The organism is Spirosoma pollinicola (assembly GCF_002831565.1).
Taxonomy (GTDB): Bacteria; Bacteroidota; Bacteroidia; order Cytophagales; family Spirosomataceae; genus Spirosoma; species Spirosoma pollinicola.
The window spans coordinates 6391646-6404213 of record NZ_CP025096.1 but is presented as its reverse complement, the minus strand read 5'-3'; the positions used below and the strand labels follow the sequence as shown (position 1 = coordinate 6404213).

Below are 12568 nucleotides of genomic sequence, written 5' to 3'. Positions count from 1 at the left end.
TTAATACCCCGACAATTAACCGTTCGCGCAAAAAACTCAACATATGAATGCTAAAAGTATATTAGGCATTATCCTCACACTGGCCGGTCTGATTGGCCTTGTGTATGGAGGAATTGACTTCACAAAAGGTGGTGTTTCGCAGGCATCTTTCGTTTACGTTATCATGGGAGCCATCTTTTTCTTCGCCGGGGTTGGCTTGGTCCGCAGCACAAAAGCCTGATTTAGTTATTGGTGAAATAGTGGAGTGGGTGAAGTGGTTACCACGAGCGGCTCATGAATTAACCACTCCACTATTTCACCAATCAACTACTTCACTAGTGTCTACTTCAAATAAACCCCCATACGGCTTTCATCGCTAAGCACTACATCGACGTGTTCGGTAAGAGTCGTGCTCAATTCGTAGCCTTTATAATCGGCAGAAACAGGAAAAAGCGGGTGATTTCGATCAATTAAAACGGCAACCTGCAATTTGCGAACGGGCACAACCAGAAAGGGCTGCAAACTGAACGCCAGCGTTCGGCCGGTGTATAATACATCGTCGACAACAATTACCACCGAGTTGGTATAGACACGTTCGGGCTGGTCGGCCTGAACAGCAGGCTGGGCTTTCTGCGCTTTGTCGAGGTCGATTTTAATCAGGTTGACCGAGAACGGGGCTATCGCGTGCAATTCCTTTGCCAACGCCTGCGCCAGCACATACCCCTCGCCCGAAATGCCCGCCAGCAGTAAAGCGGACTCGTCAAAATTGTTCTCATAAATCTGAAACGCGATCCGTCTGATTTTCTGACGGATTTGTTCGGCATTCAGAATAAGTGTCGGCTGGACGGTACTCATGTAAAAAGTGACGAAAGTAATGAGGGTGTAAAGATGGGAAAAAAGCCGTTAGCCAGTGAAATATCGGTACGGGTATTTAATTAGCCTTATTTTCGTCATTATTCGGGAAAGCGATTGCTTGTTTAACCAGCATCATTAAGTATAAATCCCCTTATCTTTGCACTTTCATGTAGAGGTATTATGATTGTTAAGACCAAAAAATACGCGTTAGACCAGAAAACGTATATTAATATCGCCCTGCGGCAGTGGGTAAAAGACAACTGGAAGTGGGCATTTGTGCCGCTTGGCCTGATTTTTCTGAATGTCGTTCTAAGCCTGACAAACGTTTATCCTAATTACTGGATTTATATCGTCATTGTGTTACTCACGATTATATACGTCCTGTTTTGGGCTATTCAGATTACGGGCATCGCCCAGATGGAGCAGAGCAAAGCCTTGTTTCAGAAATACATTTATGAAATCGACAGTCGTCAGATTCTAATGCGGATAAATGCCAAAGAAGGCGGCATTTTGAAGTGGGCTCAGATTGATAGTGTTATCAAAGATAAGGAGGCCTATATCCTGTTTCTGGATAACGCCGATGCTATGTCGAATGTAAAGGCCAACTGGTTTGCCAAAACCGTTACGAAGGGACTTGCCAAAGCGCAGTTTCTATACCTGCCATTCAACATTTTCACGAGCGATAACGACCTGCGCTTTACCGAAGCGCTGCTGAAACGCAAAGGCTTATTGCCCGGAAGCGTTCCTGCCGAAACGGTGAAATAAGGGTTATTTTTATATGATAGCGGTTCGCCGTTGCGCAGTTTATCATTGCGCAACGGCGAACCGTTCTATGTTTACAATACATTCATCAACCTGTATTTATGACAACCCGTCGTTTTCTGATTCGAATTTCCCTTTTGCTCCTTACGTTTCCAGCCAGTGGTCAAACCCTGAAGACTGTTTCGCTCGACGATGTATGGGGCCAAAATCAGGGCGTGTTTAATCAACGTACTGTCGAAGCGGTGAACTGGATGAAAACCGGTGGCTTTTATACAACGCTCGATGGTGGAAAAATCGTAAAGTTCACGATCACCACCGGCGCCCTGGTAGAAACGCTGTTCGATTCCCGGCAAGCAAAGGTAGCAGGAACGGAGACATCAGTTGCCGTTGATGGATACCAACTATCGGCCGATGAGCAAAAAATGCTCATCACAACGCAGGAAGAGCCTATTTATCGTCGGTCGAGCAAGGCACAGGTTTATGTCTATGACCTTTCGGCCAAACAGTTAGTACCCTTGAGTAAAGGTGGCAAACAACAATACGCCACTTTCTCGCCCGATGGCAAACGTGTGGCGTTCATGCGCGACAACAACCTGTTTGTGGTTGACCTGAGCACCCAAAAAGAAATAAAACTGACGACCGACGGTAAGCAGAATGCCATCATCAACGGTGGGGCCGATTGGGTTTATGAAGAGGAATTCAGCATGTCGCGGGCTTTCGAATGGTCGCCGGACAGTAAGCGACTGGCCTGGATTCGGTTCGACGAGAGCCGCGTGCCCGAATATGACATGCAGCTTTGGGGTAAGCTGTATCCGGTAGAGTATCGATTCAAATACCCCAAGGCGGGCGAAGCAAACGCACAGGTATCCGTCTGGGTAGCCGATGTGGCGACCGGCAAAAAAGTACAGGCGCAAACAGGTGCAGAAACAGATATGTACCTGCCGCGAATTCAATGGACAAAAAATTCAAATCTGCTCTCCATTCGGCGGATGAACCGACTCCAGAATAAGCTCGATTTGCTGCACGTAAACGCTGGCACAGGGCAAGCCAATACAGTACTGACCGAAACAAGCACGACCTATGTCGATCTGGAATTTACCGATGACCTGACTTACCTGAACGATGGCAACTCATTTGTGTGGAGCAGCGAGCGCACGGGCTACAAACACCTGTACCTCTACGACCTAAGCGGCAAACTCACCCGACCCCTTACATCGGGCAGCTTTGAGGTGGCTACCGTATCGGGCGTGGACGAAAAAGCTGGCACCATTTATTTCATCTCTACCGAGGAATCGCCCCTCGAACGGCACCTTTACAGCGTTGGGCTGGATGGTAAAAACAAACAGAAACTTACCAGCCAGGGCGGTACGTATACGGCCAATTTTAGCCCTGACTTTGGGTATTATCTGCTTTACCGTACCTCGGCCAACTCCCCCGTGACGGTTAGCCTGCGAGATACTAAATCGACTACCGACCGACGTATTCTGGAATCGAATGAAGCCCTGAAATCCCGGCTATCGGCCTATTCTATCTCGCCGAAACAGTTTTTTCAAACCAAAGCCGCCGATGGTACATCCCTGAACGGATGGATGATTCGCCCGGCCAATTTCGATAGTTCGGGTACAAAAAAGTATCCGCTACTGATGTTTGTGTATGGCGGACCGGGGTCGCAAACGGTCAAAAATGATTGGGATAGCCGCGATTTTTTCTGGTATCAGACGCTAGTCCAGAAAGGCTACATCATTGTTTCGGTAGATGGCCGGGGTACGGGCGCGCGGGGTACTGCGTTTCGGAACGCTACCTATGCCCAACTCGGTAAACTCGAAACCGAAGATCAGATCGCGGTCGCCCGACAGTTAAAAAACATCCCTTTTGTTGATCCTGCCCGTGTGGGTATCTGGGGGTGGAGTTACGGCGGCTATATGACGGCCCTCTGCATGACCCTTGGTGCCGACGTTTTCAAAGCGGGCATCTCGGTGGCCCCTGTTACAAACTGGCGATTCTACGACACAATCTACACCGAGCGTTACCTCAAGCGTCCGCAGGAGAACGCATCAGGTTATGACGACAACTCTCCCGTAACGCATGCCGCCAAACTACGTGGTCCATTTTTGCTCATCCACGGCACCGGCGACGATAATGTTCATTTCCAGAACTCTATTGCCTTTGAAGATGCGCTCATCGCGGCTGGCAAACAGTTCCAGTCCTTTTATTACCCCAACCGAAATCATGGCATCTACGGCGGCAACACTCGGCTGCACCTCTACCAGATGATGACGAATTTTGTTGAGAAAAATCTATAAAAAAAGCGCGTACCACCCCTAGAGGTAGTACGCGCTTTTTACTGGTTTAAAATGCTATTTCTTCGCGGTGTACATCACCCGCCAAACTTTTCCTTTCACTGAATCGGAAATATAAAGCGACCCATCGGGGCCTTGTGCTAATCCCACCGGGCGGGCTTTGGCATCGCCGGGGCTGGCCAGGTCGAGTTTACCCGCATTGACATTGGTACCGGGTTTGCCCAGTTCGGCTACACCGGCAAAATTCTCGGCGAACACTTCGTATTTCCCCGACGGACGGCCGTCTTTTCCGAACGGAATAAACGCCACAAAATAGCCGCCCTGTTTCAGCGGAGCGCGGTTCCAGGAGCCGTGGAAGCAAACAAACGCACCATTTTTGTAACGGGCCGGAAAGGCATTTGCGCCCCCACCCGTATAAAATAACAGATCATTAGGTGCCCAGTGACCCGGAAATGCCATAATAGGCTTCTCTTTTCCGGCACAACGGTCTATTTTAGTCCCATCACCACCATATTCGGGGGCAAGCAGTTTCTGATTTTTATCCTGGTTATTATAGCAATAAGGCCAGCCAAAATCAGCGCCTTCTTTCACCATCAGCATTTCTTCGGAAGGAAACTCGGCGCTGTACTCATCCGTGAAAATGCCACCCCAGTTGTTCAGGTTATCACGGCCATGCTGCAGCGCGTAAAGCGTGTTGCTAGCGGTGTTCCAGTCGAGGGCAACGGCGTTCCGAATACCCGTCGCATAGCGTTTACCATCGGCCTTGTGCTGGTTTAGCTTGTTGGCATCGAACTGCCAGATACCACCGTATTCTTCCAGAATTGGACAAGGGTCCATACCCATCGACCCTTTTTGCCGGTCCTTCTCCTGACAGGCGTTGGACGGTGCGCCAAAATTAACGAACAGCTTACCATCGGGCGAGATAGCCAATGACTTGCTGGCATGCTGGCGTTGCAGCGTCAGGCCCGTGATGATCGGCTCCATCGGCGTTGTTTCCATCACCTTGCCATTGGTCAGTTTGTAGCGATAAACAGACGTGTCAGACGACGCATACAGGTAATCGTTATAGATACCCATACCCGTTCCGGTATTGTTTCCGAACTTGATTGTTTCGTCGGCGCGGCCATCGCCATTGGCGTCAATCAACTCAACAATGCCTTTGCCCTCATTGAGTTTTTCTAATTTCACGAACACCGCTCCCGACTTATCAACGATGATGTGCCGGGCTTTCCCCAGGTTATCGGCAAACGTCAGGGCACCAAAACCGGATGCCAGTTTAAGGCCGCCGTTGTCCGGATCAGGGGCGATGGCCGAGCGAGTTGTCGATACCGTTCCAGGTTTTGCGGGCGCTGGCTTTACCGACTTACCGGGACTTGTCGTGCCCGGTCCCGCAAGGGCTAAGGTTGTTGTTACCGTAACTAAAAGTACGATTGTTTTCATGGCTAAAAGTTGCTTGGGTGGCGCATTGCGCCGTATAACACCCGGTAAACGGAAGGTGACAGACAAAAGTTTTTGTTGTCAGTCAGTAGACACCGCTGTTTATGTATTTTTGATGCCTACAATAGTAGCTATTTCTACACAAAGAGGTCTATGAACAAACAGATTACATCCTTTTTCAATCAGACGCTACCCCTACTGTTTTGTTGGCTTCTGGCCGTGCCGCTCTATGCACAGCAGGAATTGCCAGTCTTACCCCTGGCACAGCTCAACCGGCCATCTGGCTGGCAGTTAGTCGGGGCTGTCTCCACAACGGCCGATGGGTCATCGCTGAAAACCCAGTCCGGCAGTACCATCCTGACCGGCTCCACTGAACCGCTAACCCTGCTAACCCCCACCGATGATTTCCGGCTGCGGTTCGACATGCTCCTTTCGGCAAATGCCGATTTTGTTTTGACCTTGCCAACTGGCCAGGCCATTTCGTTTGCCGGTACGCAGGAACTGGCCCGACTGACCAAAGCCCCCGGCCTCTGGCAAACCGTCGATGTCTGGTATAAAACCGGCAAAGGCCATGCTCTTCTGGAAAAACTCGCGCTCAACGGGGTAACGGTGCGGGAAAGTCAAACCCTGAATAATGCTAAATCCGGCCCGGTAACGGTTATGGCGAAGACCGGAAGTGTTGCCATTCGAAACATAGGCTACCGGGTTATGTCGCCCCGGACTGTAGCGAAATGGAGTTCGCCGGTAAGTTATACCATCGTAGAGGGCGGCTACGTGACCAGCCGTGCCGACGCCCAAACCAAAAAAGTTCTTAAACAGGACACGACTGCCTTGTTGACGTACGAAGTGTCGTATGGCCAGCCGCGTCAGTACTCCATTCTGTTTTCTGGTAAACTGACAGCCTTGCAGACAGGTGACTATCAGTTCGAACTGAATCAGGGGGGCGTTGGGGGCGTATGGATCGACGGCAAAGAAATCATTCCAACCGACCATCGCGAACTGGGACAGTCCAGCTTCGGAACAACAAACCTTACGGCCGGGCCGCATACCGTAGAGGTCTACTTCTCGCGCTCCTGGTTTCGGCCCGGACTGGGTCTGTTTGTGTCGCAGGCGGGTACTCGTTCGCAACCGCTTCATTCGCTCTCGTCGTTACCCGAGCCTGACCCTGTGGCGGTTGTTAGTGTGCAGCCTACCATAAAAACCGAACTGATCCGGTCGTTTGTTCAGATGCCGGGCGAAAAAACGAAGCGCACCCACAGCCTGTCGGTTGGTTCGCCGGAGGGTCTGCACTATACCGTCGACCTGAACCAGATGGTGTTGTTACAAGTCTGGAAAGGCGATTTTGCCAACGTTACCGAAATGTGGTACGAGCGGGGTGAACCCCAGCTCCTGAGCCCGATGGGCGTAACCGTTCGGCCACCGGCTCAATCGCCCCTTATGGTACTTACCAACGATAACACAGCCTGGACCGACAGTCTCGGCGAAAACGTACTGAAGTACAAGGGACTTATAGTCGACAAACAGGGTATGCCCACCATTGAGTACACCCTGGCCGGTGCAACCGTTACGGATGCAATCCGCCCGGACGGCAATGCACTGGTTCGTACCCTCACGCTGAAAGGCTCACCCGATGGTACGCCCTACTGCCGCGTGGCTGCCGGTACGACTATCGACGAAGTTGCCAAAGGTTTATACGCCGTTAATGACCGGAGTTATTTTGTTCGCTTCGACCCGAAAGCCAAAGTAAAACTGCGCCAGAGCAACGGAAAACAGGAACTGCTACTGCCCGTAGACATGAAAAGCGGAGCCGGGACAGTTCAGTATTCGATTGTTTTTTAAATAGTGGCCTTCACCCCAATCCCTACCTATTCGCCAGTACATACCATGAATGAGCCAATTACCTGGACCGATTTTGAAAAAGTAGAGATTCGCACCGGCACTGTTATGGCTGTCGAAGCGTTTCCAAAGGCTCGCAAACCAGCCTATAAGCTAACCATCGACTTTGGCGAGTTGGGGACCAAACGGACATCGGCACAGCTCACCAAATTGTATCAGGCGGAGGAACTGGTTGGTAAACAGGTGGTGGCAGTAGTCAATTTCCCGCCCAAGCAAATTGCCACGTTTATGAGCGAATGCCTGGTGCTGGGTGCCGTGACCGACGATGGTACCGTAACCCTGCTCCAAACCGAACGACCAACGCAGAATGGGATGAGAATTGCCTGACCGATTCAGCGTCTCGCCCTGACAATCTATTACGTCCTGAAATTAATCAGACTATGAAAAAATCACTGACCATACCCGGTCTTTTACTCGCTCTTTTATTTCCCCTCTCTTTCGCCCTGGCCCAGCGCCCGGCTACGGAAGAAGACTATTACCGAATTGTAACCCTGCCAATTCCGGAAAGCATCAAGCTGGAAGTAGGTGGTCTGGCGCCCCTGCCCGATGGACGGATGGCGGTCTGTACGCGCCGGGGCGAAGTCTGGATTATCAGTAATCCCTACATGCAGGGAAGCCGCATACCAACTTATAAAAAGTTTGCGTCGGGGCTTCACGAACCGCTGGGCCTGATGTGGCATCCGAAAGGTTATTTACTCTGTACGCAACGGGGCGAAGTCACGAAGCTGATTGATAATGATGGCGACGACGTGGCCGATGAATACCGGTCATTTTACAAATGGCCAATCTCGGGCAATTACCACGAATACAGTTACGGCCCGGTGCTGCTGCCCGATGGCGACATGATCATTACGCTCAACCTAAGCTGGATCGGGTATGGGGCAAGTCTGTCCAAGTGGCGCGGCTGGATGCTCAAGCTAACCGAAAATGGGGAGATGACGCCCTGGGCAACGGGTCTTCGCTCACCGGCTGGCTTCGGCGTTCTGCGCGATGGCAGTATTTTCTATACCGAAAACCAGGGCGACTGGGTTGGCTCTGGCCGGATGACGAACCTGACCAAAGGAGCTTTTGCGGGTAATCCGGCGGGTTTGCGCTGGTCAGGCGAGCCGGGTTCTCCCTTGTCGCTAAAGCCGCAAGATGTGCCTAGCACCGGCAAACCAATGTTTGAGGTAGCGAAAACCGTTAAAGAGCTGAAAGTGCCCGCCGTTTGGTTTCCGCATACGCTTATGGGTATTTCGACCTCCGACTTTAAGGAAGATACGACCAATGGCGCTTTCGGTCCGTTTGCCGGGCAATTGTTCGTGGGCGATCAGGGGCATAGCAAAATTATGCGGGTAGCGCTTGAAAAAGTCAACGGTGAGTGGCAGGGAGCCTGTTTCCCTTTCCGCGAAGGATTCCAGTCGGGCATTATCCGGACTGTTTGGGGGCAGGATGGCTCGCTGTTTGTGGGCATGACGAGCCGGGGCTGGGCCGCAACGGGCAAAGACCCCTACGGTATACAGCGGTTGGTCTGGACGGGCAAAACGCCCTTCGAGATGAAAACGATCACCTCCAAACCCGATGGCTTCGACGTCACCTTCACCACCCCCGTCGACCGGAAAACGGCCGAAAATCCCGAAAGTTACAGCCTCAACAGCTTCACCTATAAATACCACAAAACCTACGGAAGCCCCATCGAAAATACGCGCCCGGTGCCCATTCGGGGTATTGTCGTTGCGCCAGATGGCCTGAGTGCCCGCATCGTTGCCGATACCGTTCTGCGTGAAGGCTACATTCATGAAGTAAAGGCCGAGGGCGTCCGGTCGGCGTCGGGAGTGCCTTTGCTGCACTCGGTTGGTTACTATACCCTCAATGCCATTGCGCCGGGCGAGAAACTGACGCTCCCGGCGCGGGCGGTGGCTATGGCCAAACACGACCATGCGGAGATGATGGCGACCGAAAAGAAAGCGGCAGCCACAACCAGCCGAAACGTAAAATCGGTCAATGCCAAACGGACGGTAGCCATGCCTGCCGACTGGACCAACGGGCCCGACCAAACGCTGACAATAGGCACCAAACCCGGTCTGAAATTTGACACCGACAGGCTGGAGGTAAAAGCGGGCAGCCGTATCAAGCTAGTTTTTAACAACAACGACGACATGCTGCACAATTTCGTTATCACGAAACCCGGTGCGGCTAATGCCGTGGGAGATGCCGCCTTACGGCTCAACCTCAACGGCCCGAAAATGAACTATGTACCGGCCACGCCCAACGTACTGTATCACACCAATATTCTCCAGCCCGAAAGCTCGGAAAGTATCTATTTCCTGGCGCCCACCGAGCCGGGTGATTATCAGTTCGTGTGTTCTTTCCCCGGCCACTCGTCACTGATGCAGGGTACGCTGAAGGTGGTAAAGTAAGGTTACCGTTTACCCTTAACTAATGGCGCTTTCAATGGGAGCGTCATTGTTTTTACAACCTGCACCCACCCCTATGCGCTTTTTATCGTTCTATCCCTATGCGAACAGTTTTATTGCTCATTCTACTACTCGTTATCTGTCAATTGGCCAATGCCCAGCGCCAACGCGACGATGATACGTCCCATTACCGAAGCGTTCCTATTCCGGCGCATCTGTTACCTATTGAGCGGGCGTATGGGTCGTCGTCACTTGGCAGCGTGTATTTTTACGGCGGCAAAAAGCTATCATCGCCGTATTCGCTGGAAGTTCCGTTTTATGAACTTAACGACCCCGATGTATCCCATCGGTTTCAGACATTCCGTACCGTAACCACCCTGAGTCGGCTGACGGCGCTGGTGCCTCTGGCTTACATTTTACTGAGCAGCAATCGAACCGGAGGCACCTACTGGACGGTGTATGGTGGCTCCATTGCAGCCTCGCTAACGCTTTCGATCATCGGAAACGCGCAGATCAATAAAGCCGTAACAAGGTATAATCAACTACTTCGTCAGCCCCGGGTGGGCATATCCTTTTCACCGGTTCCGCTAACGGGACAGCTGGCTGCGGGTGTAGGGGTGTCTTGGGGTTTTAACTATAAATAATTCTGTGAGTCGGTCCCTATTCCACTTCCGTTGGACAGAATCCGTTTCCAGATTATTCTCTTGTCGAAAAAACGATCAGCAGCATAGGAATAACCAAAGGCATGTCGTCTAATCTGAATATAGGTAGTGGTAACGCTACTGTCAACCATTCATTTTTACCGACCGACCATGCAAAAAATACGTGCACTTACCGTACTCCTGGGTTTCCTGTTTGTCATCAGTTGTAGCGAGCAGAATGATACAACAGTAACGCCAACGCCAACGGGTACATCGACTTACAACGATCTCTGGATTCCGCCTACCCTCACGGGCACTACGTTTAACCTGACGCTGGCCAAATCTACCAAGCAACTTCGAACGGGTTCAGCAACCAATACGTACAGTTACAATAACACGACCTTCTGGGGCCCTACCCTGATCATGAATAAGGGTGATCTGGTTAAGCTGAACGTGACCAACAACTTAGCGGAAGCAACCACTACGCACTGGCACGGCTTCCACATTCCGGCGGTTATGGATGGCGGTCCCCACCAGATGATCGACGCCAGCACAACCTGGTCTCCTTCATTTGAGGTAAAGAACAACGCGGGTACCTACTGGTACCATCCACACCTGCACGAAAAAACAAAAGAACAACTGAACTATGGTGCCGGTGGCCTGATCATTATTAAAGACCCCGTTGAATCGGCGCTGGCCCTGCCCCGGACCTATGGCGAAGATGATATCCCGCTCATCCTGACCAGCCGAAACTACACGTCGACTAATGCATTTGACATCTCAGACCGTGCTTATGGCGATTACCAGCTTACCAACGGCACATCGAGTGCACAGGTAAGTCTACCCAAACAATTTGTGCGCCTGCGCATCCTCAACGCCGAAATTGAGCGCGGGTATAACCTCGGTTTCAGCGACAACCGAACGTTTTATATTATTACCAACGACGGGGGTCTGCTGGATACACCGGTGCCGGTAACACGGGTAAAAATGATGGTCGGCGAACGCGTTGAAATCCTGGTTAACCTCGGCACCGATGCCGATGGGGCAAGCCTGGACCTGATGGCGTACAACTCGGGGCAGGCCTTTGGTTTTCCCGGTGGTGAGCCCAACACAAGTGGAAATTTTGGGAGTTTGTTAAACAACAAGGATTTTTCAGTGCTGCATGTCAACGTGAAGGCCGCTACGCCAACCGGTATCACGGCCCTTTCGGCGAAACTGACCACAAACACCTACTGGACAAATGCCGACGTGACCAACAGCCGGACAATCACGATTACGGGTGGGCAGGGCACAACCGCTTTTTCGTTCGATAACAATCTCTATGGCGAAACAAAAATCAACCAGACCATCAAGCTGAATGCCATTGAGAAATGGACGATTACCAACAACAACATTTTCGGTCATTCCTTTCATATACACGACATTCAGTTTAAGATTATTTCGAGAAGTTCGGGTGCAGTGGGTACGCACGAATCGGGCTGGAAAGACACCGTTTATGTACCCGTTGGCGAAAGTGTCTCGGTCATTGCCAAATTCGATGACTTTGCCAGCAGTACCAACGCTTTTATGTACCACTGCCACTTTTCGAACCACGAAGACGGGGGCATGATGGGGCAGTTTCTGGTTACTCAATAAAGCGCCCTTATGAAAAAATGGCTGCTTACCGGTCTACTGCTTTCGTTCAGTGCCTGCCTGTTTCTCTTCCTGAACAGATACCGAACTCCTCCGACCGTTGAGGTCGTCAATTATGACCCACTGCTGCAAAAAACCGATAGCGGCTGGTATTATAAAGGGACGGTATTTTCGGGTTATATGGTCGAGAAAGAGAAAGACGGCCTAATCGTATACCGCTTGCCCATTCTGGATGGGCAGGAGAACGGACTGGCAAAAGGCTGGTACAATACGGGCGAGACACTGCTGGAACGCCGATTTGTCGATGGCAAAAAGGAAGGTTTGTTCAAACAGTGGTGGCCTAACGGACATCTTCGGTACGTATTCCACTACCGCTACGACCAATATCATGGCCCACAGCTCGTCTTTTTTCCAGACGGAACGAAACGGGAAGAAAGCCGCTTCACGCTTGGTGAACAGGATGGTCCCCAGCAAGTGTGGAACAAAGAAGGCCAACTGGTTTCCAACTACACAATCCGCAATAAACGGGCATATGGTCTTATTGCATTTAAAAGTTGCCTGCCCGTTATGCACTAGCCGAGCACCTGTAAGCTTATTTGGCCTGATTGCTCGTTGGCAAAATATTCATTGGCACTGAGAAGTCTAAAAAGCGCAAACTAGGCAGGTTTGC

11 protein-coding genes are annotated in these 12568 nt (G+C 51.3%); 9 read left to right on the top strand and 2 right to left on the bottom strand.

Annotated features, from left to right (window positions below):
• Positions 1–43: 43 nt before the first annotated feature.
• The gene (locus CWM47_RS38830) at positions 44–220 is read left to right on the top strand and encodes a hypothetical protein (protein WP_170069455.1); all 177 of its coding nucleotides are present in this window, start codon (positions 44–46) and stop codon (positions 218–220) included.
• Positions 221–321: 101 nt separating this feature from the next.
• Here the strand turns inward: CWM47_RS38830 and CWM47_RS26875 are convergent, their stop codons facing one another.
• On the bottom strand, positions 322–834 hold the full coding sequence (locus CWM47_RS26875; RefSeq protein ID WP_100991661.1) for a phosphoribosyltransferase family protein: 513 nt from the start codon (positions 832–834) through the stop codon (positions 322–324).
• A gap of 180 nt (positions 835–1014) precedes the next feature.
• Between CWM47_RS26875 and CWM47_RS26870 the strand changes: the two genes are divergently transcribed.
• A complete protein-coding gene (locus CWM47_RS26870) occupies positions 1015–1599 on the top strand; it encodes a hypothetical protein (protein ID WP_100991659.1) in 585 nt (194 codons plus the stop codon).
• A 98-nt stretch (positions 1600–1697) separates the two neighbouring features.
• The gene (locus CWM47_RS26865) at positions 1698–3899 is read left to right on the top strand and encodes a S9 family peptidase (RefSeq protein WP_100991657.1); all 2202 of its coding nucleotides are present in this window, start codon (positions 1698–1700) and stop codon (positions 3897–3899) included.
• Positions 3900–3953: 54 nt separating this feature from the next.
• Here CWM47_RS26865 and CWM47_RS26860 read toward each other — a convergent pair whose 3' ends face one another.
• Positions 3954–5336 (bottom strand): PQQ-dependent sugar dehydrogenase, encoded by a 1383-nt coding sequence (locus tag CWM47_RS26860; RefSeq protein WP_100991655.1) that lies wholly within the window; start codon positions 5334–5336, stop codon positions 3954–3956.
• Positions 5337–5486: 150 nt separating this feature from the next.
• On the opposite strand from CWM47_RS26860, the gene CWM47_RS26855 reads away from it, so the two are divergent.
• The 6 genes from CWM47_RS26855 to CWM47_RS26830 all read left to right on the top strand — a co-directional run bounded on the left by CWM47_RS26855 (position 5487) and on the right by CWM47_RS26830 (position 12474).
• Positions 5487–7172, top strand: coding sequence for a PA14 domain-containing protein (locus CWM47_RS26855; RefSeq protein WP_100991653.1), 1686 nt, complete (start codon positions 5487–5489; stop codon positions 7170–7172).
• A 45-nt stretch (positions 7173–7217) separates the two neighbouring features.
• Entirely contained in the window at positions 7218–7556 is a 339-nt protein-coding gene (locus tag CWM47_RS26850) for a tRNA-binding protein (protein WP_100991651.1), read from the top strand.
• 53 nt (positions 7557–7609) lie between these two features.
• Positions 7610–9628 carry a plastocyanin/azurin family copper-binding protein gene (locus tag CWM47_RS26845; RefSeq protein ID WP_100991649.1) on the top strand — a complete coding sequence of 673 codons (2019 nt, stop codon included), beginning with the start codon at positions 7610–7612 and terminating at the stop codon, positions 9626–9628.
• A gap of 98 nt (positions 9629–9726) precedes the next feature.
• Entirely contained in the window at positions 9727–10269 is a 543-nt protein-coding gene (locus tag CWM47_RS26840) for a hypothetical protein (RefSeq protein WP_100991647.1), read from the top strand.
• Between the two features lie 168 nt (positions 10270–10437).
• A complete protein-coding gene (locus CWM47_RS26835) occupies positions 10438–11901 on the top strand; it encodes a multicopper oxidase family protein (protein WP_100991645.1) in 1464 nt (487 codons plus the stop codon).
• Between the two features lie 9 nt (positions 11902–11910).
• Positions 11911–12474, top strand: a complete 564-nt coding sequence (locus CWM47_RS26830) for a toxin-antitoxin system YwqK family antitoxin (protein WP_100991643.1) — start codon at positions 11911–11913, stop codon at positions 12472–12474.
• Positions 12475–12568 lie beyond the last annotated feature (94 nt).

Coding starts and splice junctions, on each gene's coding strand:
- CWM47_RS26875 (WP_100991661.1), bottom strand. CDS start 834: ATGAGTACCGTCCAGCCGACACTTATTCTGAATGCCGAACAAATCCGT.
- CWM47_RS38830 (WP_170069455.1), top strand. CDS start 44: ATGAATGCTAAAAGTATATTAGGCATTATCCTCACACTGGCCGGTCTG.
- CWM47_RS26845 (WP_100991649.1), top strand. CDS start 7,610: ATGAAAAAATCACTGACCATACCCGGTCTTTTACTCGCTCTTTTATTT.
- CWM47_RS26850 (WP_100991651.1), top strand. CDS start 7,218: ATGAATGAGCCAATTACCTGGACCGATTTTGAAAAAGTAGAGATTCGC.
- CWM47_RS26855 (WP_100991653.1), top strand. CDS start 5,487: ATGAACAAACAGATTACATCCTTTTTCAATCAGACGCTACCCCTACTG.
- CWM47_RS26835 (WP_100991645.1), top strand. CDS start 10,438: ATGCAAAAAATACGTGCACTTACCGTACTCCTGGGTTTCCTGTTTGTC.
- CWM47_RS26860 (WP_100991655.1), bottom strand. CDS start 5,336: ATGAAAACAATCGTACTTTTAGTTACGGTAACAACAACCTTAGCCCTT.
- CWM47_RS26830 (WP_100991643.1), top strand. CDS start 11,911: ATGAAAAAATGGCTGCTTACCGGTCTACTGCTTTCGTTCAGTGCCTGC.
- CWM47_RS26840 (WP_100991647.1), top strand. CDS start 9,727: ATGCGAACAGTTTTATTGCTCATTCTACTACTCGTTATCTGTCAATTG.
- CWM47_RS26865 (WP_100991657.1), top strand. CDS start 1,698: ATGACAACCCGTCGTTTTCTGATTCGAATTTCCCTTTTGCTCCTTACG.
- CWM47_RS26870 (WP_100991659.1), top strand. CDS start 1,015: ATGATTGTTAAGACCAAAAAATACGCGTTAGACCAGAAAACGTATATT.